At 72.8% G+C, this 23,485-nt stretch carries 4 protein-coding genes; all 4 read right to left on the bottom strand.

Going from position 1 to position 23,485, the window contains the following annotated elements; genetic code table 11:
- The coding region (locus tag D0D37_RS39235) for a non-ribosomal peptide synthetase (RefSeq protein WP_162834705.1) at positions 1-2,853 on the bottom strand (2,853 nt) is incomplete at its 3' end.
- A 112-nt stretch (positions 2,854-2,965) separates the two neighbouring features.
- Positions 2,966-7,540, bottom strand: a complete 4,575-nt coding sequence (locus D0D37_RS39240; protein WP_162834706.1) for a non-ribosomal peptide synthetase — start codon at positions 7,538-7,540, stop codon at positions 2,966-2,968.
- Positions 7,541-7,566: 26 nt separating this feature from the next.
- Positions 7,567-19,785, bottom strand: coding sequence for a non-ribosomal peptide synthetase (locus D0D37_RS39245; RefSeq protein ID WP_116205646.1), 12,219 nt, complete (start codon positions 19,783-19,785; stop codon positions 7,567-7,569).
- The coding region (locus tag D0D37_RS39250) for a non-ribosomal peptide synthetase (protein ID WP_116205647.1) at positions 19,782-23,485 on the bottom strand (3,704 nt) is incomplete at its 5' end. The genes D0D37_RS39245 and D0D37_RS39250, both read right to left, overlap by 4 nt.

Consider the following 23,485-nt stretch of genomic DNA (forward strand, 5'->3'; position numbering starts at 1 on the left):
GGCCAGGATCGAGTCGCCGCCCAACGCGAAGAAGTTGTCGTCGCGGCCGACCCGCCCGACGCGGAGGACCTGCTGCCAGATATCGGCCAGCGTTACCTCGGCTGGGGTGCGGGGCGGCTGGTAGGCGACTGCGCGGGGCTCGGGGGCGGGCAGCGCCCGGTGGTCGATTTTCCCGTTGGCAGTCAACGGAATCGCCTCGATCGCCAGGATCGCGGCGGGAACCATGTACTCGGGCAGGTGCGCGGCGCAGTGCGCGCGCAGCTCCGCGGGGTCGGTGCCGGGGGCGACCACGTGAGCGGTGAGCGTCGGACCTTCCTCCCGGAGCGTTACGACGGCTTGGCGGACCGCGGGATGGGTGCGCAGCACGGCTTGGATCTCCGCGGGTTCCACCCGATACCCGCGCAGTTTCAGCTGATCGTCGGCGCGGCCGAGGAATTCGGTGATTCCGGAGCCGAGCCGGCGGCCGCGGTCGCCGGTGCGGTACATGCGCGCGCCCGGCGGTCCGAACGGGTCGGGTACGAAGCGGTCCGCAGTCAGTCCCGGACGGCCCAGATAGCCGCGGGCCACGCCGGCGCCGCCGAGATAGATCTCGCCTGAGACCCAGGCAGGGGTCCGCTGGAGCCGGTCGTCCAGGATCTCGGCCCGGCTGTGCGGCAGCGCGGTGCCGAGCGGGACGGTGCGGAACGCCCGCGAATCGTCCGGGTGCAGCTCGTGCGTGAGCGCGCCGACCGTAGTCTCGGTCGGACCGTAGTGGTTGAGGACGCGGCAGTCGGGGGCGAGACGGCGTACCTCGGCGATGAGCGGCCAATCGGCAGCCTCGCCGCCGAGTACCAGCCACCGCGCGGGCAGGACGGCGGCCGCGTCGGGCGCGTCGAGGAGCGCGCGCAAGTGCGACGGCACAATCTTCACGCAGTCGACCGGATGCTTGCGCAGATGTGCGACGAGCCGCGCCGGGTCAGTGGTGTGCTCAGCGGGCAGCAGGTCCAGCGTGCCGCCGGTGCTCAGCGCGGCGAACAGCATGGTGTTGCCCAGGTCGGCGGCGGGCGTGGACAGCATGGCGTAGCTGGTGCCGCCGGACAGGTCCAGGCGAGCGGTCACGTCGTCGACGTAGGCGGCCAGGTTGGCGTGGCTCACCGCGACGCCCTTGGGGGTGCCGGTCGAGCCGGAGGTGAAGATCACATACGCGAGCCGGGCGTCGGCCTCCCCGGCGGTGGGCAGCGTGATGGCGGGTTCTTCGGTGCTGTCCGGGGTGACGAGGGTGCGGTCCGAGCCGGCGAGGCCGGTCTGCTCGGCGGAGGCGACGACCAGCCGGGCACCGGCCTGGTCCAGCAAGGCGCGGCGGCGGGCCAGCGGCGCGGCCGGGTCGAGCGGCAGGTAAGCCGCACCGCTCTTCAAGATGCCCAGCACCGCGACGACCAGGTCGATCGTCCGGTCCAGGCACAGCCCGACCGGCGTATCGGGCCGGGCGCCCGCGGCCAGCAGCCGGCGCGCCAGCCGGTCGGCGCGCGCGTCGAGTTCCGCCCGGGTGACCGTTTCGTCCAGGCAGCGCACCGCGATGCCGCCGGGATCGCGCTGGGCGTGCGCCGCGAACCGGCGGTGGACGGACTGGGCCGGGCCGGGCTGGCGGGCCGGTGCGGGCGCGGGTGCGGCGGGCACGCGCACGGCGAGTGCGGCTTGCTCACCGTCGCTGCGGATCGAGCGCAGGACTGCGCCGTATTGCCCGGCGAGGATCTGTATGTCGGCGGCGTCGACGACAGACGAGTCGAACCAGACGGACAGCCGGAGCCGGCCGTCGTATTCGCGGCCGGACAGCCGGACGGTGAATCGTTCGGTGATCGTCTCGGCCTCTTCGAGGACGCCGGATTCGCCGCGGCGCCAGTCGAAGCCCGCCGCGATCGCGCGGGAGCGGTCTGGTCCGTCGGGCCACCGGGTTTGGTCGAAATAGCCTTGCCAATCCGCCATTTCGGCTAGTTCGCCGGCGACCTTCGCGACGAATTCGGCGGCGGTTTCACCGGCCCGCGGCTGGGCGAGCGAGGGCGCGTACTTCTCGTACAGACCGAGCGCACCGGCCATCTCGTCCGCGACCCGGTTCGGCAGCCGGACGCCGACCGCCAGCTCGTCCTGCCCGGTCAGCGTGCGCAGCAGCAAGTGCCAGCCGGCCAGCGCGACGGCGGGGCCTTCCTCGCCCAGCGACGTGTCGAGGTCGAGGGAGAGCACAGCCGGGGCGAAGCCCGCGCTGGACGTGCGGGCGAAGGGCAGATCCGCCGCGACGAGCCGCCGCTGCCAGTACTCCCGTTCGAGGTCGAACTCGGCCGCGGTGAGCAGTTCGTCCTGCCATGGGGCGAAATCCGCGTACTGCAACGGTTCTGTCCCCGGCGGGGCACCGGTGAGCTGGTCGCTGACTTCCTGTGCGAGCACCCGCATCGATGCCTCGTCCGCGCAAAGGGCGGGCAGTCGCAGCAGCAGGCGGGCATCGTCGGCCAGCACGACCAGGGCGGCCCCGAGCGCTTCGACATCGAGCGTCTCGGTGAACGCGGTTTTCACCGCGGCGTAGGCCGCTTCGCGCTCACTGGCGGGCACCGAGCGCAGGTCGTGCACAGGCACCAACGGACGGTCCACGCTGTCGGTGATGACCTGCAGCGGGACCGACGCCTCGGCCGGGCACTGGAACGTGGTGCGGAGAATCTCGTGCCGTGCCACCACTTCGGCCAGCGCCGCGGCGGCCTGGCCGGAGGTCGTGCCGGCTGCTAGCCGGAGCACGCACCAGCTACGGTACGGCGACGGGCCCCCGCACTGGAGTTCCCACAGGCGGCGTTGTTGCGGGGAGAGCGGGAAGCCCTCGGTGGCGGTCACTAGTGCACCCTCTTCTGTGCAGGCCCCGGGGTGGGGGCGGGAACGAGGCGAGCGTGGTTTTCGCCGGACGCGGGGCCGCGGCTTCGGTGCGCTGCCGGACCGGTCGTCGCGGTCATGCGCGGTCTCCGAGGTCCGGGGCGGCCGCGCGGCGGGTGTTCTTGAGCCGGTGCAGCCCGGCGAGGCTCATCCCGTTCCTGCGTTCGCGGCGCGACTGGTCTTCGGACTCGGCCAGCCGGCGGGACACCGCCGACAACCGGATCTCCGGGTCGGCGGTGACCAGTTCGAGCACGCGGACGAACCGGCGGGCCAGCCGGGCGATCGCCGGCGGCTCGAAGAGGGCGGGCTTGTACTCGAACACGGCACGGGTTTCGTCGCCGGACCGCTGCACGTCCAGCCGCAGGTCGTAGCGCGCGAGCCGGTCCGGGTCGCCGGCCGGCGACACCTCGATGCCGGGGAACGCCTCGGCCGCGGGCGGCGCGTCCTGCACGACGAACCAGGTCTGGAACAGCGGCAGGCGGCCGGCGGCGCGGTCCGGCGCGAGTTCGGTCACCAGGCGCTCGAACGGGACCGCCTGGTGGGCGTAGGCGCCGAGGCAGGTTTCCCGGGTGCGGCCGAGCAGTTCCCGGAACGCCGGGTCGCCGCCCAGGTCCAGCCGCAGCACCAGGGTGTTCACGAAGAACCCGATCAGTCCCTCCAGTTCCTCGTGGTCGCGGTTGGCGGTCGGGGTGCCGGCCACGACCTCGGACAGGTCGCGAGTCAGCCCAAGCGCGGCGGCGAAAGCCGCGTACAGCGCCATGAACCGGGTCACGCCCGCGTGGCGGCAGAGCGCGCTGAGCTGTCCGTCCACTTCGGACGGAAGGGCGACGGCGCAGCGGGCGGCCTCGGAGCTGGCGTCGGCCGAGCGCGGCCGGTCGGCGGGCAGGGTGACGGGCGGGAGCCCGCTGAGCGTCTCGCGCCAATAGACGAGGTCGGCGGCGAGCCGATCGTCGGTGAGCGTGCGGTGCTGCCAGACCGCGTAATCGCCGTACTGCACGGGCAGCGCGGGCAGGTCCGCTCGGCCGCGCGCCCGGTACTGCGCGCCGAGTTCGTGCAGGAGCAAGCCGATGGACTCGCCGTCGGCGATCAGATGGTGCAGGCAGATCGCGAGGACGTGCTCCTCCGGGCTCGTGCGGACCAGCACCAGCCGCCACAGCGGGCCCTCGGCGAGCCGGAACGGCGTTTTCAGCGCGGTCCGCACGACTTCCCGCGCTTCGGCGGAGGCGTCGGTCAGATCGACCACCGGGACGGCGGCGGTCAACTGCGCGGTCACGGTCTGGCGGGGGTCGTCCGGTGACGTCGCGGACACGTGGGTGCGCAGTACTTCGTGCCGGTCGACGACGGCCTGCCAGGCGGCGCGCAGCGCGGGCACGTCGAGCCTGCCGCGCAGCCGCAGCGCGCCGGAGATGTGGTAGAGCGCGGTGCCCGGTTCCCACTGTTCGAGGAACCAGAGCCGCCGCTGTGGGAACGACAGCGGCAACGGCGCGGTCCGGTCGGCTGGACGCGGCGGCGGGGATGCGACGCTGGTCGCGTCCCGGCGCACCGCGTCGAGTTCGGCGGCGAGACCGGCGAGGTCGGCGGCGGTGAAGATGGTGCGGAGCGGCACGTCCGCCCCGAACGCGCGGCGCAGCCGGGTTTGCAGCTGGGTCGCGGTCAGCGAATGGCCGCCGAGGTCGAAGAAGTTCGCGTCCCGGCTCACCCGGTCGACGTGCAGCACGTGCGCCCACAGTTCGGCGACCAGTTCTTCGGTGCCCGGCCGCGGCGCGACATAGCCAGGGTCGGCTTCGTCGGTGCGGCATTCGGGCGCGGGGAGGGTCTTCCGGTCCAGCTTTCCGTTGGCAGTCAAGGGAAATCGGGGCAGCGGCACGAACACAGCGGGGATCATGTGGTCGGGCATCGTGCGGGCGCAGTGAGCGCGCAGTTCGGCCAGTGGCGGGGTGCCAGTGACATACGCGACGAGCTGGGGATTGCCAGGGATGTCCTCGCGGAGCAGGACCACTGCGTCGGTGACCGAGTCAGCTGTGCGCAGGGCAGCGGCCACCTCGTCCAGCTCGATCCGGAAGCCGCGCAGCTTGATCTGGTGATCGGCGCGGCCGAGGAACACGATCGCGCCGTCGGCGCGGGTGCGCACCAGGTCGCCGGTGCGGTAGAGCCGGCTTCCCGGCGGCCCGAACGGATCCGGCAGGAAGCGTTCCGCGGTCCGCGCCGGGTGACCGCGGTAGCCGTGCGCCAGACCGTCTCCGCCGAGGAACAGTTCGCCAGCCGCGCCGGGCGGTACTGGCTGTGCCGCGCGGTCGAGCACGTACGCGGTGGTGTTGGCGATCGCGGTGCCGATCGGCACCGTACGGTCCTGTTCGCCGACGGCTTCGACCAGGTGCCAGGTTGCGAAAGTGGTGCTCTCGGTCGGGCCGTAGACGTGCAGCAGTCGCTGCGGCGCACCGGCGGCCAGCACTCTGCGGACGGCGGCCGGATCGACTGCTTCACCGCCGAAAAGCACCTGGCGCATCGGCGCGAACGCGTCCGGTACGCCTGCGGCGAACTGGTTGAACAGCGCGGTGGTCATGAACAGCGTCGTGATCGCCTGCTCGCGGATCAGCGCCGCGTAGCCAACCGGGTCCAGCGCCTGCTGTTTGGCCGCGACCACCGCTGCGGCACCGGACAGCAGTGCGCCCCACAGTTCGAAAGTCGCCGCGTCGAAGGCGGTGGTTGCCGCGAAAGCGATCCGGTCGTCGGTTCGCAGCGAAACGTAATCGGTGTCGCGGACGAGCCGGACGATCGCCCGGTGCGGAACTGTGACGCCCTTGGGAGTTCCGGTGGAACCGGACGTGTACATCACGTACGCGGGCGCGTCCGCGGTTACCGTGACCGCCGCGTCGTCGCCGGTCGGCCAGGTTCCGGGGTCGTCAAGGAGCAGGGTGCGCACTCTGTCGGGAACGTTGTGCTGCAACGCTTTTACCGTGAGCACGACAGAGATCCCGCTGTCCTGAGCCATGAACTCCAGGCGCTGTGCCGGGTAGGAGGGGGCAAGCGGGACGTACGCCGCACCGGCGCGCAGAGTGCCGAGCATCGCGGCGATCAGTTCGGGGGACCGGTCCAGGCAGACGCCCACGCAGGAACCGGGCGTGACGCCCAACGCCCGCAACGCCGCGGCCAGGCGGGCGGCGCGCACGACCAGCGCGCGGTAGGTGAGGTGCTGTTCGCCGTGCACGACCGCTACGGCGTCTGGAGTGCGCGCTGCTTGTTCTGCGACCAGCGCGTGCACACAGCGGTCGCGCGGGTAGTCGCCGCGGGTGGCGTTCCACCGCTGTGCCAGTGCCGCGGCCGCGGCGTCGGACATGATCGGCACGTCGTCCACGCGCCGGTCCAGGTTTTCGAGCAGACCCGTCACCGCGGCGCGCAGCGCGCCGGCGACCGCGCGGGCGGTCTCTTCGGTGTACCAGCGCCGGTCGCAAAGCAGCCGCAACCGAAGCGAACGTCCCGGCAGCGCAACGACCGTAAGCGGATAGTTGGTCTGTTCGGTGGCCTGGACCGAGGTGACGGCGATGCCGTCGAAGGCGTTCTCCGCCGCGGCGGTAACCGGGAAGTTCTCGACCACGACCAGACTGTCGAACAGCGGCTCGCCGCGCGGCACGTCACTGCAGCCTTGGGCACGCACCAGCGGGATGTGCTCGTGCCCGCGCGCGGTGGCGAAGTCCGCCTGCGTTTCGCGCAGCCACTCCAGGACCTGCCGCCGGCCCTCGACGCGGGTGCGTACCGGAAGCGTGTTGATGAACATGCCCACGATGTCTTCCACGCCCGGCAGTTCCGGCGGACGACCGGAGGTCGTAGCGCCGTGCACGACGTCCGAGGCGCCGCTGAACCGGGCGAGCACCAACGACCACGCTGCCTGCACGACGGTGCCGATGGTGAGCCCGCTGGCCTGGGCAGTCGCGGTCCGCTCCGCCGTCGACTCCTCGGACAGCACCTCTTCGACGGAGAGAAAGCCTTGTGCCGGTGCCGGTTCTTCGGCGCGCAGCGGCAGCGGGGTGGCGGCGGCGAACCCGCCCAGCCGTGCGCGCCAGAACTCCTCAGCTTTCGCCTGGTCCTGCGCGGCCAGCCAGGTCAGGTAGTCCTGATACGGCCGCATCGGCGGAAGATCCGCGTCCTCGCCGCGGCGCAGCGCCGCGTACCTGGCGGTCACTTCGTTCAGCACCAGCGGCATGGACCAGCCGTCCAGGAGCAGGTGGTGGTGCGTCCACACGAACACGTACGCGTCGTCGGCTACCCGCAGCAGCGAGAACCGGTGCAGCGGCGGCGTGGCCGGGTCGATGCCCGCCGCCCGGTCCGCGGCGAGGAACTCCGGCAGGCGGTCCGGAGCAGGTGCCGCGGCCCGCCAGTCGTGTTCGGTCCACGGCAGCTCGAATCCGCGGTGCACCACCTGCACCGGCTGTTCGCCTTCGAGGGCGTGGAACGACGTGCGCAACGCCGGATGCCGCGTCACGACCCCCGTCCAGGCGGCGCGGAACGCCGGCACGTCCAGCGGCCCGTCGAACCGGCAGCTGAACTGCTCGACGTACACGTCGTCGTCCGGTGAGTAGAGGGCGTGGAACAACATGCCCTGCTGCAGCGGGGACAACGGGTGAATGCTCTCGACGGTGGTCTGCTCGGGCATCGCGGGCGGCGCTCCTGGGGAGATCGTCATGGCGTCCGGAAACCGGCGAGCAGGTCGTCCAGCTCGCCAGGGGCTAGGGCTACCCCGGTCACGTCGGGGGACGGCCCGGCCGCCTCCGCCTCGCGGCGGCGCTCGACCAGGGTCCGCAGCACGGCGACGCACTGGTCCGCGAGCCCGGCGGCGGTCGCCTCGGTGTGCAGGCGGTCGCTGTAGGACCAGGTGAACCGCAACCGCCCGGAAAGCACCATGGCGTCGACCTCCAGCAGGTACGGCCGGGGTGCGCGGGCGTCCTGGCCCGGCCCTTCCGCCTCGGCGGCCGGCTCCCACGGCCCGGTCCCGCCGAATCCGGCGTCCAGCCGGCCGAGGTAGTTGAAGCAGACCGCCGCGGACGGCAGGTCCGCCAGCTGTGCCGCGGCCGGGTCGCCGGTGCGCGAATGGCGGATCAGGCCGTAGCCGAGGCCGCGTTCGGGCACCTCCCGCATCCGCTGCCTGACGTGCCGCAGCGCGGCCGCCGGGTCGTGCGGATCGGGGGCCAGCAGGACCGGGTAGACGCTGGTGAACCACCCGACGGTGCGGGAGACGTCCAGTGCGGCCCCGAAATCCTCGCGCCCGTGGCCTTCCAGGTCCACCAGCACCGAAGGCTCGCCCGCCCAGCCCGCGATCGCGGAGCCGACCGCGGTCAGCAGCACCTCGTCGATGCGTGCCCGGTAGGCCGGAGGCACGTCGTGCAGCAGGAGCCGGGTCGTTTCCTCGTCCAGTTCGCGGGTCACCGCGGCCAGTTGCGCCCGGGTGTTGACGTCCTCCAGACCCTCGTCCGCCTCGGGCAGCAGGTCCAGCGGGAGACCGGATTCGGCACCGGCACGCGCGACGGAGAGCCAATGGCCGGTCTGCGCGCCGATCTCGTCGCTGTGCGCGTGTTTGGCGAGCGCCTGCGCCCAGTCCCGGAACGCCGTGGTCTTGGCCGGCAGCTCGGCCGGGGCCCCGTCGCGTTCTCGGGTGTACGCGTGGGCCAAGTCCTCCAGCAGGATTCGCCACGACACGCCGTCGACCGCAAGATGGTGCACCGCCAGCAGCAACCGGCCCGGACGGTCGGCGCCGAGGTCGAACCACACCGCGCGCAGCAGCAACCCGGCGTCGAGGTCGAGGGTGCGCTGCGCGGCGGCGGCGCGGGCCTCGACCGCCGCGGAGGGATCGTCGGCCGCACTGAGGTCTTCCACGGCGAGCAGTCGCGACGGCAGTCCGGCCAGCCCGGCCTGCTCTTGCACCCAGCCGTCTTCGGTGCGCCGGAATCGCATCCGCAGCGCGTCGTGGTGCCGGACCAGCAGGTGCAACGCCCGTTCGAGGGCTTCGGTGTCGATCGGGCCGCGCGCGCGGAGCAGCACCGCTTGGTTGTAGTGGTGCGGGGCCGGGTGCTGTTCGGCGAAGAACGTCGCCTGGACCGGAGTGAGCGGCAGCGAGCCGGTCACCACCCCTTGCTCGGCGTGCGATGCGGGCGAGGCGGGGACCGCGACCGCCGCCAGCGCCCGGACGGTCTGGTGGTCGAACACCTGCTTCGGGCTGACGGCCCAGCCCGCGGCCCGCATCCGGGCCACGACCTGGAGGCTGACGATCGAATCGCCGCCGAGGGCGAAGAAGTTGTCCGTCGCCGAGACCCGTGGCACGCCGAGAACTTCCGCCCAGACCTCGGCGACCGCGCGTTCGGCGGCCGTCTCCGGCGGGTCGTAGTCCTCGGCGGCTCCGGGCGTCTCCGGGGCCGGCAACGCGGACCGGTCGAGCTTTCCGTTCGCGGTCAGCGGCAAGGCATCCAGCACCACGAGAACGGCGGGCAGCATCGACGCGGGCAGCAGCCGCGCCGCCGTCGCGCGGACTTCCGCCAGCAGATCGTCTTCGCCGTCCACGACGACGTAGCCGACCAGCCGCGGTTCGCCGCGAGCATCGGCCTGGACGGCGACGGCCGCGGCGCGCACGGCCGGATGCGCGGCGAGCGCCGCTTCCACTTCGCCGGGTTCGATCCGCACGCCGCGCAGCTTCACCTGGTCGTCGAGACGGCCCAGGAACTCCAGTTCGCCGTCAGCGCGCCAGCGCGCCCGGTCGCCGGTGCGGTAGAGCCGGTCGCCCGGATCGCCCCACGGATCGGGCACGAAACGGTCGGCGGTCAGCCCGGCCCGGCCCGAGTACCCGCGGGCCACCTGCGGTCCGCCGAGGTGGAGTTCGCCGGGCGCGCCGGACGGTGCCGGCGTGCCGGACCGGTCCAGTACGTACACCCGGGTCGCGCCGAGCGGACGGCCGACCGGGACAAGCGCGTCGCCGGCTTCGGCGAGGTCGCCGTCGAAACACGTGCTGTCGACGGTGGCTTCGGTGACGCCGTAGGAGTTGACGACGCGGGTGTGCTCGCCGCCGATCCGCGCGGCGGCCGCGCGATCGCGGGCCGGCCAAGCGTCCGCGCCGGACACCAGCAACCGCAGCGCGGGCAACCGGCCGCCCGACGACCGCACGGCCTCCACAACGTAACGGAGCACCACTGGCACGAACTCGGCCGCAGTGATCTGCTGCTCGTCCAGGAGCCGGGCCAGGGTGGCCGGGTCGAGCAGCAGTTCGCGCGGGCACAGCACGAGGGCCGCGCCTGAACTCAGCGCGCGGGTGACGTCGCCGGTGAACACGTCGAAGGTCACGCCTGCCATTTGCAGGTGCCGATCCTCGTCGGACAGCGCGTACGCACTGCGCCAGGCGGCCGCAGCGGCGCTCAGGTTGCGGTGGCTGACCTGCACGCCCTTCGGCCGTCCGGTCGAACCGGAGGTGTGCACGACGTAGGCCAGGCTGTCCGGCAAGGTCGTGCCGGGCAGGTTCTTCGCGGACTCGGAGCCGCCGGAGCCGACCGGGACCGCCGGCACGGGCGCATTGCTCAGGTTCTGGTCGGACACCAGCAGCCGGATTCCGGCGTCGCCGATCAGCCGGTGATTCCGGTCCGCCGGCGCGCCCGGGTCGAGCGGCACGTAAGCGCCGCCTGCCTTGAGCACTGCCAGCAACGCGACCAGCAGGCCGGGGGAGCGGTCGAGCAGCAGCCCGACCCGTGTCTCCGGCCCGACGCCGTGCTGCCGCAGCACCCGGGCCAGCTGATTCGCGCGTGCGTTCAGCGCACGATAGGTGAGCTGCCGGTCGTCGGCGACCACCGCGACCGCATCCGGCGTGCGCTCGGCGTGCTCCTCGGCCAGCCGGTGCAACGGACGTTCCTCGAGCGCCGGGGCGGCCGGGGGAGTTCCTTGAGACAGCACGGCCTCGCGCGCGGTTTCGTCCAAAATGGACACTTCGTCGACCGGTCGCTCGGGGTGGTTCGCGAATTCGGTCAGCAGGTGCCGCAGCTGGGCGAGCAGCTGTTCGGCCGCATCCGCGCTGTAGCGGCCGTTGTCGTAGAGCAGCGACAGCAGCAGCCGCGGGCCGGGAGCGGAGCTGAAGGTCAGCGGGTAGTCGGTCTGCTCGACGGCGTGCACCTGGCGTGCCTCGACTCCGGTGAGGGCTTGGCCCGCGGCCTCGTCCACCGGGTAGTTCTCGAACACGACGATGCTCTCGAACAGGCTGCTGCCACGCGGCACCGCGCTGCACGCCTGCATCCGCACCAACGGGCTGTAGGCGTTGCTCTGCATTTCCAGGAGGTCTTGGTGCAGTTCGCGCAGCCACTCGCCGACCGGCTGCCGCCGGGGCAGGCGGACGCGCGCGGGCAGCGTGTTGATGAACAGGCCGACGATCGACTCGACGCCGGGCAGTTCCGGCGGGCGGCCGGCGACTGTCACGCCGAACACGACGTCTTCCTCGCCGCTGTGCCGGCTGAGCAGCACCGCCCAGACGGCGTTCACCAGCGTGCTGGTCGTGATGCCCAGGCCGCGGGCGAACTGCCGCAGCTGTTCGGTCGTGCCCTCGGGGAGCCGGATCTCCGCGGTGCGGTACCCGTCCTCGGTCCGGCCGGGCGTGCGCGCCGGAAGCGGAGTGGCGGCGGCGAAACCGCCCAGCCGGGCGCGCCAGAACTCCTCCGCCGGGTCCTGGTCTTGCAACCAAGCGATGTAGTCCCGGTACGGGCGGGCGGGAGCGGCCGGCATCGCCGGGGCGCCGTCGTCGCCGAGCGCTTCGTACCAGCCGAACAGCTCGCGCACGACCAGCGGCATCGACCAGCCGTCGAGCAGCAGGTGGTGGTGGGTCCAGACCAGTTCCCATTCCTCGTCGGCCAGCCGGAGCAGGGTGAGGCGGACCAGCGGCGGGCGGGTGAGGGAAAACCCGCGTTCCCGGTCCGCGGCCAGGAATTCCGCGCTGCGCCCGGCCTGTTCCGCCCGGTCCAGCGAACTCCAGTCCACGGTGTCGACGGCGGCGGGCACAGTCCGGTGCACGACCTGGAGCGGACGGTCCAGCCGGTCCCAGTGGAAGGACGTGCGCAGCGCCGCGTGCCGGTTCAGCACCCGCTGCCAGGCGGCGCGGAACCGGCGGGGGTCGAACTTCCCGGTCAGCCGGGCGGCCATCTGCACCACATACGAGCCCGGCCCGTCCTCGCGGACGGTGTGGAACAGCATCCCTTCCTGCATCGGCGAAAGCGGGTAGACGTCTTCCACCGCGCCGTCGGCCGCGGCAGCGAGGCGATCGAGCGCGGTCTGGTCCAGGCCGGCCAGCGGGAAGTCCGCGGGCACGAGCGCGTCGCCGGAGCCGGACCGGACGGCGGCCAGCAGGGTGCGCAGGTGCGCGCGGAGTGCGTCGAGCAAGCCGGCCACGGTCTCGCGCCGGTGCCGCGCGCCGTGCGTCACGGTGATCCGGAGCCGGCCGTCGGCGACCAGCGCCACCACGTCGATCAGATACGGCCGCGGGGTGTCCGGCGACTGGCCGGGCCCGGTGTTTTCTTCCGCGGGCAGCCAGGGCGAGTCGCCCGTGAAGGACTGGTCCACCTGGCCGAGGTAGTTGAAGCACACCGCGGGGCCGGGCAGCGCGCGCAGCCGCTCGGTCGCGGCGTCGGAGCGGCCGTGCCGCAGCAGCCCGTAGCCCAGACCGCCGTCCGGCAGCGCGCGGATCGCTTCGCGGACGTTGCGGACGGCGGTCCGCGGCGGTCCGGCGACGGGCAGGACGAGCGGGTAGATCGCGGTGAACCAGCCGACCGTGCGGGTCAGGTCGGCGGCCATGGTCATGCCGGGCAAGGCTTCCCGGCCGTGGCTTTCCACGTCCACCACCGCCCGGTCGGTGCCGGTCCAGTCGCACAGCGCGCGGCCGAGCGCGGTCAGCAGCAGCTCGTGCGCGCTGGCCGGGCCGGCGGAGCGGAGCAGGTCTTCGGTGGCGGCGGGGTCGAGCGCGGCGGTGACCGAACCGGCGGCGGCATAGGTGTCGCCTGCCAGGTCGAGGTCCGCATCGGTCGGCAGGACTTGGTTCTGCGCGTCGACCAGCACGTCTGTCCAATAAGGAATCTGGACGCCGATCTCGGCGTGGTTCGCGTGCTCGGCCAGGCCGGCGGCCCAGTCCCGGAAGGCGGTGGTCTTGGCCGGGAGCGCGAGCGGCGCCCCGCGCAGCGCTTGGTGATAGGCGATGGCCAAGTCCTCCAGCAGAATCCGCCAGGACACCCCGTCCACGGCGAGGTGATGCGCGACCAGCAGCAGCCGTTCGCTGTCCGCCAGTCTGATGTGGACAGCGCGAAGCAAGCAGCCCGCGGACAAGTCGACGCTCGCGTGCGCCTCAGCAGCTACTTCGGTGATGGTCTCCGCGTCCGCCAGGTCGGCGACGGTCAGTTCGACCGGCGCGGCGGCCGACGGGGTGGCAATGTCCAGCGTGGCGTCGGACGTGACGCGCAACCGCAGGACGTCATGGTGGGCAACCACTTCGCGCAGCGCCGCACGGAGCGCTTCGGTGTGCAGCGGTCGGCGCGGACGTACGAGCAGCGCCTGGTTGTAGTACGCCGGTGTCGGCAGGTGCTGGTCCAGGAACCACTGCTGGATCGGAGTCGGCAGGACCGGACCGGACACCGCGTCCTGGGCGCCGGAGCCGATTGCCGTCGGGGCCGCTTCTTCGACGGCGGCCGCGAGGGCGCGCACAGTCCGGTTCTGGAACAGCATTTTGTGGCTGATCCGCAGGCCCGCCTTGGCCGCCTGGGTGATCACCTGGATGCTCAGGATCGAGTCGCCGCCGAGGGCGAAGAAATCGTCGTCGCGACCCACTCGATCCAGCCCGAGCGCCTTCGCCCAGATGTCGGCGATCGTGCGCTCCGTCCGGGTCGACGGCGCGGCGTAGGACGCCGCCAGTTCCGGACGGTCCGCGCCGGGCGCGGGCAGCGCGGCACGGTCGAGCTTGCCGCTGGGCAGTGACGGGAACTCGTCGAGAACCACGAACGCGGCCGGGATCATGTACTCCGGCAGATCGCGGGCACACGCCGCACGCAGCTCGTCGGTCGTGACACCGGTGCTAGCCACCGCGTACCCGACCAGCCGGGGCGCGCCCGGTTGGTCCTCGCGCAGCACCACCGCCGCGTCCGCCACGTCCGGCACGCTCCGCAGCGCGGCTTCGATCTCGCCCGGCTCGATGCGGAAGCCGCGCAGTTTCACCTGGGCGTCCAGCCGGCCCAGGAAAGCGAGCGTCCCGTCGGCACGGAACCGCACCCGGTCGCCGGTGCGGTAAAGCCGCGCGCCGGGCGGCCCGAACGGATCCGGAACGAACCGATCCGCGGTCAGCCCCGGCCGGCCCAGATACCCGCGAGCCAGGCCGGTGCCGCCGAGGCACAGTTCGCCGGGGACGCCGATCGGCGCCGGACGCAGCTCGGCGTCGAGAACGTACGCGGTGCTGCCCGGGATCGGCCGACCGATCGCCACCGGCGCACCCGGCCGGCATTCGGCCATGACGGTGCAGATGGTCGCCTCGGTGGGCCCGTACAGGTTGTGGAAGCGGCGGCCGGGCGCCCACCGGTGCACCAGGTCGGCCGAGCACGCCTCGCCGCCGACCGTCACGGTGGTCAGCGCCGGCAGCGCCGCGTGCGGGGTCACCGCCAGCGCGGACGGCGGCAGCATCACCGTGGTGACCGCTTGCTCGTCCAGTAGCTGAACGAGATCCGGGCCAGGGAGCGGTCGTTCCCGCGGTGCGAGGCTCAGCGTCGCGCCGGAAGGCAGCGCCATGACGAGTTCCAGCAGCGACGCGTCGAAGCTCAGCGACGCGTACTGCAACACGCGGCTCCCGTTGCCGACGCCCAGCGCGCTCGCCTGCGCATTGGCGAGCGCGGCGATGCCGCGGTGCGGCACCATCGTCCCTTTTGGACGGCCGGTGGAGCCGGAGGTATAGATGACGTACGCGACAGCGTCCAGCGGGACCGGTGGCAGCGGGGTGTCGTCGCGCTCCGCGCGGATGGCAGGCCACTGCTCGTCGAGCAGCAGGACGTTCTCGTGCCGAGGCAACCGGTCGAGCAGATTTCGCTGCGACAGCAGCAACTGCGCGCGGCTATCTTCGATCAGGTATGCCAGCCGGTCGGCCGGATAGGTCGGGTCCAGCGGAAGGTAAGCGGCACCCGCCTTCATGATTCCCAGCAGGCTGATCACCAGTTCGGGACAACGCTCCAGGCAGACCGCCACCCGGACGTCCGGTCCGGCTCCGGCGGCCCGCAGGTGCTGGGCCAGCCGGGTGGCGCGCGCGTCGAGCGCGGCGTAGGTGAGCTGGTGCCCGCCCATCGCGATCGCCACCGCGTCCGGGGTCCGTTCGGCTTGTGCGGCAATGAGATCCGCGAACCCGAGGGCTGGCGCCGCGAGGGCCGGGGTGTGGTTCCACCGGCGGGTCAGCAGGTCGTGGTCGGCAGGCGGCAGCAGCGGCGCGTCGCGCAGCCGCCGGTTCGGCTCGGTCGTCAGCGCGGCGAGCGCGTCGAGCAGCACGGCGGCGATCCGCTCGACGGTGGACGGCTCGAACAGGGCGGTGTTGTAGATCAGCGTGCCTGCCAGCGAATCCGGGCTCTCGACCAGGGCGAGCGCCAGGTCGAACTTCGCCGTTCCGTTGCCGGGCGGCGGGTCCAGCGGCCGGACGCGCACGCCCGGCCAGCCGAGTTCGGGCGAGGACACCCGCTGGTAGTCGCAGCCCACCTGGGCCAGCGGCGCGTAGCTGGCATCCCGGGCCGGCCGCAGTTCCTCCACCAGTTGCTCGAACGGCACGTCCTGGTTGGCGTAGGCGTCCAGGCACCCTTCGCGGACCCGGGCGACCAGTTGCGCGAAGGTCGGGTCGCCGCTGAGGTCGGTGCGCAGGACCAAGGTGTTGGTGAAGAACCCGATCAGCCGTTCGGCTTCCTCGGTGGGGCGCTGCCCGATCGGCGTGCCGACCACGATGTCGTCCTGGCCGCTGTAGCGGGAGAGCACCAGCGAGAACGCGGCCAGCAGGGTCATGAACGGCGTCGCGCCGATCTCCCGGCTCACCTGGTGCAGCATCTGCCGGACCGGTTCGGGCACGGTGAACGCGTGGCTCGCGCCGTCGAATCCCAGCTCCGCCGGGCGGGGGCGGTCGGTGGGAAGTTCGAGCAGCGCCGGCGCGCCGGCCAGGTTCTCGCGCCAGTGCGCGAGCTGCCGTTCCAGCGTAGCACTGTCCAACCAGGACCGTTGCCACAGGGTGTAATCCGCGTACTGGAAGGGAAGTTCCGGGAGTACCGGTTCACGGTGTTCGCGGTACGCGGTGTACAGCTCGGTCAGTTCGGCCAGCAGGATTTCGAGCGAACGGCCGTCCGCGATCGTGTGGTGCAGGCCGAGCAACAGCACGTGGTCGTCTTCGGCCAGGCGCAGCAGCCGCGCGCGGGCCAGCGGCCCGGTCTGAAGGTCGAAGCGCAGCCGGGCCTCCGAGGCGGCGAGCTGACGGACGACTGCGGCAGCCCGGTCCGCGTCGAGGTCGCGGAGGTCCACCACCGGCAACGGCATCGGCGCGGGCGGCGCGACCACTTGTTGCGGGGCACCGGCGCCGAAAGCGGTGCGCAGGGGTTCGTGGCGCGCGGCGATCGCGGTCAGCCCGGCGGCAACGGCCGCCGCGTCTAGGGCGCCGGTGAGCCGCAGGCCGGCGATGATCGTGTTGAGCGGGCTGTCCGGAGCCCACTGCTCGAAGAACCAGGCGCGCTGCTGTGCGAACGACAACGGCACTTCCGCCGGGCGGTCTTGAGCGCGCAGCGGCGGCCGCTGGTCCGCGGTCGTATCGCGGCGGGCTTCGACGTGCTCGGCGAGTTCCGCGACGGTGGGATGCGCGAACAGCACCCGCAGCGGCACGTCGACGCCGAACACCGCCCGGAGCCGGGCGTGGACCTGTGCGGCGATCAGGGAGTGGCCGCCCAGTGCGAAGAAGTCGTCATGGATGCCGACGTTCTCGATGCCCAGAAGCTGTTGCCAGATCCCGGCGACGACCTCCTGCAGCGGCGTCCGCGGCTCGGCCGTCTCGACGCTCGGGCGCTCGCGGCCGGGCTCCGGCAGCGCCGCCGGGTCGATCTTGCCGTGCGCGGTGAGCGGGAATTCGTCCACGACAACGCAGTGCGCCGGGAAGAGGTAGCTGGGGAGGCGCTGCGCGAGGTGCTCGCGCAGGTCGCCGACCTCGCCGCTAGCGGTGAGATATGCGACGAGCTGGTCGTCGCGGAGCCGCACGTGCGCGCCGGTCACCCGCGGGTGCGCGCGCAGCGCCGCCTCGACCTCGGCCGGTTCGACGCGGTGGCCGCGGACCTGGATCTGGTCGTCGGCGCGTCCGAGGTAGACGAACGTGCCGTCGGGCAGCGCCCGCGCCAGGTCGCCGGTGCGGTACATGCGCGCCCCGGGCGCGCCGTACGGATCGGGCAGGAAGCGTTGCGCGGTCAGGCCCGGGCGGCGCAGGTAGCCGCGGGCCGGGCCGGCGCCGCCGACGTACAGTTCGCCGGTCCGGCCGACTGGCACCGGACGCAGGTTCTCGTCCAGCAGGTAGAGGCGCAGGTCCGGGATCGGACGGCCGATGACGCTGCCCGCGGCCGGGTCGAGGTCGGCCGCGCCGATCTCGTGCCCAGTGACGTGCACGGTGGTTTCGGTGATGCCGTACATGTTCACCAGCCGCGGCCGGTCCAGGCCGTGCAACCCGGCCCAGTGCGACAACCGGTCCGCGGCCAGGGCTTCGCCGCCGAAGACCACCGTGCGCAGGCTGGGCAGGTCGCCGGCGACCTCGGCCAGCGGCAGGAACGCCGAGGGGGTCTGGTTGAGCACGGTGACCGCCTGCAGGTCGGCGAGACAGGCGAACTCGCCAGGCGTGCGCCGGGTCAGGTCGTCAACGAGCACCAAGCGCCCGCCGTGCGCGAGCGCGCCCCACAGTTCCCACACCGAGAAGTCGAACGCCGCCGAGTGGAACAGGCTCCACACGTCGCTGGTGTCGAAGCCGAACCACGGGCGGGTGGCGTCGAACAAGCGTGCCGCGTTGCGGTGCGGGACCAGCACGCCCTTGGGCTGCCCGGTCGATCCGGAGGTGTAGATGACGTAGGCGAGGTCGGCCGGGTCGATCCGCGGCGGCGCCGGTTCGGCTTCGATGCCGGCCAGGAAGACCACCGCCGGCCCGTCCGGGATCCGGTCGGCGAGGCCGACGGTGCTGATCAGAACCGGGAGCCCGCTGTCGGACACCAGATAGTCCAGCCGTTCCTGCGGATACGCCGGGTCCAGCGGCAGATAGGCGCCGCCGGCGAGGTGACACGCCAGCAGGGCGATCACCTGCTGCGGGCCGCGGTCCAGCAGCACTCCGGTCAGCACCTCGCGGCCGACTCCGGCCGAGCGCAACTGCTCGGCCAGCCCAGCGGCCCGGCGTGCGACGGCGCGGTAGGTGAACTGCTCTCCGCCCCAGACGACCGCGATGGCGTCCGGCCGCTCGCGCGCCTGCACGAGGAAGCGTTCCACCAGCGATCCTTCTCCGGCGGAAACCGCTGCGGGGGCGGGGTTCCAGCTCGCGAGGAGGGCCGCTTCCTGCTCCGGCGCGAGCGCGGTGAGCGCGGCCACGGGTGCGTCGAGATTCGCGACGAGCGCGGCCAGCAGGCCCGCCAGCTCGGCCAGCAACCCGCTCGCGCCCGCTTCGTCGTACTGGTTCCGCGCGTACGCCAGCCGCAGCGTCAGCCGGTCGGCGAGTGCCGAGACGAGAGTGAGCGGATAGTGCGTCTGCTCGCGGAAGCTGACGTCGGCCACGCGCGGACTGCCTGCGGTGTGGTCGTCGAGCGGGTAGTTCTCGAAGACCACCAGGCTTTCGAAGAGCGGGCTGTTTCCGGGCGCTTCGGCCCAACGCTGCGTCTCCGCCAGCGGCGTGTGCTCGTATTGGCGGAGTTCGACGAATGCTCGCTGGAGGTCCGCCAGCCATTCGGCGACGGACTCGCCGGTCGCTCGGACGCGCACTGGCACGGTGTTGATGAACAACCCCACCATGTCCTCGACACCGGCGAGGCCCGGCGGCCGCCCGGCGACGGTCGCCCCGAACAGGACGTCGGACTGCCCGCTGTGCCGCGCCAGCAGCAGCGTCCACGCGGCTTGGACGAGAGTGCTGGCGGTGAGCCCGTGATCGCGGCCGAGCGCGCGCAGCGCGGCGGTGGCGGATTCGGACAGATCCCGCCGCACCGAGCCGGTGCCTTCGCTCGCCTCGGCGGTTCCGAACGGCAGCGGGGTGGCCGCGGTGAAGCCGGACAGCGTGTCGCGCCAGAACTTCTCCGCCTGCGCGAGGTCGAGTCCTTGATACCAGGCGATGTAGTCGCCGAAGGCGGGCGCCGGCGCGAGTTCGGCGTCCTGGCCGGCGACCGCGGCGCGGTAGAGCGTCATGACTTCGCCGAACACCCGCGAACGCGACCAGCCGTCGAGCACCGCGTGGTGGTTGGTCCACACCAGACGGTGCTCCCGGTCGCCGAGCCGGGCCAAGGTCAGCCGGAACAGCGGGGCGCGGGCGAGATCGAAGCCGCGAGCCCAGTCCCGCTCGGCCAGTTCCGCGACGGCCGCGGCCTGTTCGCGCGGGCCGAGCCCGGCGAGGTCGGATTCCGTCCACGGCAACGCGACCTGCCGGTGCACGACCTGCCGTGCCTGCGCCTGCCCGGTCCAGCGGAGCGCGGTGCGCAGGGCGGCGTGCCGGTGCACGACTTCGGCCCAGGCGTCCCGGAACGCCGCCGCGTCGAGTTCGCCCGTCAGCGTGCAGGACACCTGCTCCACGTACGGGTCCTTGCCCGGTTCGTACAGGGCGTGGAACACCATGCCCTGCTGCAGCGGCGAGAGCGGGTAGATGCGCTCGATGCGGGCGTGCTGTCCGGTCATGCGTCCCCCTCGGCGGGCAGCGTGTCGAGTTCGTCCATGAGCTCGGCCAGGTCCGCGTCGGCGAGGCCGGACTCGGCGAAGCCGGGCTCCGGTTCCGCGCGGGCGCCGGCGCCGGGGTCGGCGGCGAGTTCGCGCAGGCAGTCCCCGGCGAGCGCCGCGACGGTCTGTTCCCGGTGGGCAGCCGGGCGGTACGCCCAGGTCATCCGCAGCCGGCCGGCCAGTTCGACGGCGGTGATGTCGAGCAGGTACGGCCGCCGGGCCGCCGGGTCCGCGGGGCTGCCGAGACGGTCGGGCACCAGTTCCAGCAGTCCGGCGCCGCCAGCGGAACCGGTTCCGCGGCCCAGGTAGTTGACCCGGATCGCCGGGCTGGGCAGCGCGCGCAGCCGGGCGGTGGCGGTGTCCGAGCGGAGGTGGCGCAGGATGCCGTAGCCAACGCCGCCGGACGGTGCCGGCGCGGCCCCGTCGGCGCTCAGCCGCACCGGGTGGATGGTGGTGAACCAGCCGGCGGTGCGGCTCAGGTCGACGTCCGTCCCGCGGGCGTCGCGGCCGTGGCCCTCGACGTCCACGACCACCGGCTGCCCGGTCCATTTGCGCAGGACCCGGCCGAGCGCGCCGAGCACCGCGGCGTGCACGGAGGTCTGCGCGGACCGTGCGAGCAGCGCTTCGGTGGCGGAAGCATCCAGTTCCACGGCGACCGTCCGGCTCTCGCCGTAGGTGCCCGGTCCGTCGGCGTGGTACTCGTCCTGCGGTATCCGGGTGTTGCGCGCTGCGGTCAGCAGGTCCGTCCAGTACGGGATTTCCGGGTCGTAGGCGTGCGCCCGCTCCGCGGTCCGGACGGCCCAGTCCTGGTATGAGGTGGTCTTCGCCGGCAGTCGGACCGGGTGCCCGGCCGCGGCCTGCTGGTAAGCGGTCGCGAGGTCTTCGAGCAGGATGCGCCAGGACACTCCGTCGACGCCGAGGTGATGTGCGACCAGGACCAGTCGCTGAGCGTCGTGGTCACCGGCGAGGACGGCACGGAGCAGGCAGCCGGACGCGATGTCGATGTCCTCCTGTGCCTGCACCACGGCGGGTTCGAGGTCGTCGGCAGTGCGCAGCAGTTCGTGCTCGGCGATCGGCGCGTTGTCCAACGTCCAGCCGCCGCCGTCGGCGGCGCGGACCAGGCGCAGCCGCAGCGCGTCGTGGTGGGAGACCAACGCGTGCAGCGCGGTCCGCAGCGGCTCGACACGCAGGGTTTCCCGCGGGCGCAAGCAGATCGTCTGGTTGTAGTGCGACGGATCGGGCAGGTTCAGGCCGAGGAACCAGCGCTGGATCGGCGTCGCCGGTACAGGTCCGGTCACCGGTCCCTGTTCCGCCTCGACGGGCGCGGCGCCGGTCGCGCACGCGGCGGCGAGGGCGGCGATCGTCGGGTGCTGGAACAGCAGCGGGGGCGTCACCGCCAGGCCGGCCTGGTTCGCGCGCGAGACCACCTGGATGCCCAGGATCGAGTCGCCGCCCAGTGCGAAGAAGCCGTCGTGGCGGCCGACCCGGTCGACCCGCAGCAGCTCGGCCCAGATGGCCGCGAGGGTCTCTTCCGCTGGGGATTCCGGCGGCGCGTACGCGGCGGCGCTGGCCGGCTCGGGCAGCGCGGCACGATCGAGCTTTCCGTTGGCGGTCAACGGGATCGCGTCGATCGGCACGATCGCTGACGGCACCAGGTAGGACGGGAGGTGCGCGGCGCAATGAGCTTGCAGAACTTCCGGGTTCGCGTCGGCGACGACATACCCGACCAGGTGCGGCGAGCCGTCGCCGGTGCGGACCACGACGGTCGCGTCCTGGACGCCCGGATGCCGGCGGAGCACCGCGGCGACCTCGGCCGGTTCGACGCGGTAGCCGCGCAGCTTCACCTGTTCATCGTTGCGGCCGAGGAAAACCAGCGTGCCGTCGGCGCGCCGGCGGGCCAGATCGCCGGTGCGGTAAAGCCGTTCGCCGGGCCGGTGCGGGTCGGGCACGAACCGCTCGGCGGTGGCGGCGGGGCTGCCGAGGTAGCCGCGGGCCACCGCGGGACCGCCCACGCACACCTCGCCGACTGTCCACAAGGGAGCGAGGTCGAGCCGGTCGTCCAGCACGTGCACCCGGGCGTGCGGGAGCGGCCGGCCGAGCGGCACCGGGTCGTCCGCCGCGGCGACTTCGTGGCTGAGCACGCCGACGGTCGTTTCGGTGGGGCCGTAGTGATTGAGGAGCCGGCAGTCTGGCGCCAGTTCGCGCACCGACCGGACCAGATCGGCGGCCAGCGCCTCGCCGCCGAGGACCAGCCGTCGCTTCGGCAGGACCGCCGCCGGCCGCGGGCCGTCCAGCAGCGCCCGCAGGTGGGAGGGCACGATCTTCAAGCAGTCCACCGGGTTCCGGTCCGCGTAGTCGGCCATCCGCGCCGGGCTGTTGGCGACCTCGCGGGACAAGACGTGCAGCGTGCCGCCGGTGCACAGCGACGGGTAGACGACTGTGTGCCCGAGGTCGGCGGCGAAGGTGGAGACAATGCCGTAGCCGCTGCCGGCGGGCAGATCCAGCACGCCGGCGATGCCGCTCGTATAGCGGGCCAGGCTGTCGTGCGTGACCGCGACGCCCTTCGGCGTGCCGGTGGAGCCGGACGTGAAGATGACGTACGCGAGGTTGGCGAGTCCTGCTCCGCCGACCGGGTCGGTCACCGGTTCGTCGGCCAGGCTCGGGTCGGCGAGGTCGATCGTGCCCGCACCGCCTTCGGCCAGGACCAGTCGCACGCCGGCCTGCTCGAACAGGGCGTCGCGGCGGGCCGCTGGGAGGTCGGCGTCGACCGGCAGATACGCCGCGCCGGACTTCAGCACGCCCAGCAGCCCGGCGAGCAAGCCGGTTCCCCGCGCGGCCGCCAGACCGACCCGGTCTTCCGGCTGTACGCCGGCCCGGCGCAGACAGTGTGCGATCCGGTTCGCCTGCTCGTTCAACTGCCGGTAGGTGAGCCGGTCCTCTCCCGCGACGACCGCCGTCTGGTCCGGCCGGAGCGCCGCTTGCTCCTCGAACATCGTGTGCACGCAGCGGTCCGGGTCCGCTGCCGGGGCCGCGGGCAGCCCAGCGGCCAGTGCGCGGCGCGACTCTTCGCTCGGGGACATCGGCAGCGATCCGACCCGCGCCGCCGGCTCCCGCACCGCGGCGGCGAGCAGGCACCCGTACATCTCTGCCAACCGGCGCGCGTCGTCGGTGGTCAGCCGGGCGGTGTCGTGGTGCAGCGCCAGCCGGATCGTTGTGCCGCAACGCATCCCGTCGAGCAGGACTGGGAACGGTTCGCGGTGTGCGACCGCGAAAGCGACCCGCCAGTCCGACTGCGTCGACAGATCGGTCCAGGCGAATCCGGCACGCGCTGCCGGGGTCTCGCCGAAGGTGGCCGCGTCGAAGAATTCCTGGTTTTCCGTCAGCTTTCGGGTCTGGTCCGCCACCGCGGCGACGGACTCGGCGAACGTCTGTGCCGGGTCGACCGCCGTGGCATGCGGCAGCCACTGGACGTACGAGCCGACCGCGTGCCGCATCTCCGCGTGCGGCCGGTTAGCCGCCGCCGGGGCGATCCGGACGACGCCGCCGGCCATCCGGACGAGCAATGCCTGCCATGCCGCGGCGAACACGGCGTCGAGCGGCCAGTCCCGCTGCTGGGCGTGCGCGACGACTTCGGCGGGCAGATCGACCGTGCCGGTCTGTC

The sequence above is a fragment of the Amycolatopsis circi genome, assembly GCF_003385235.1.
GTDB lineage: Bacteria > Actinomycetota > Actinomycetes > Mycobacteriales > Pseudonocardiaceae > Amycolatopsis > Amycolatopsis circi.

What these genes read in the sequence shown, in the direction of transcription:
- D0D37_RS39245 (WP_116205646.1), bottom strand. Translation starts at nt 19,785, where the DNA reads ATGACCGGACAGCACGCCCGCATCGAGCGCATCTACCCGCTCTCGCCG.
- D0D37_RS39240 (WP_162834706.1), bottom strand. Translation starts at nt 7,540, where the DNA reads ATGCCCGAGCAGACCACCGTCGAGAGCATTCACCCGTTGTCCCCGCTG.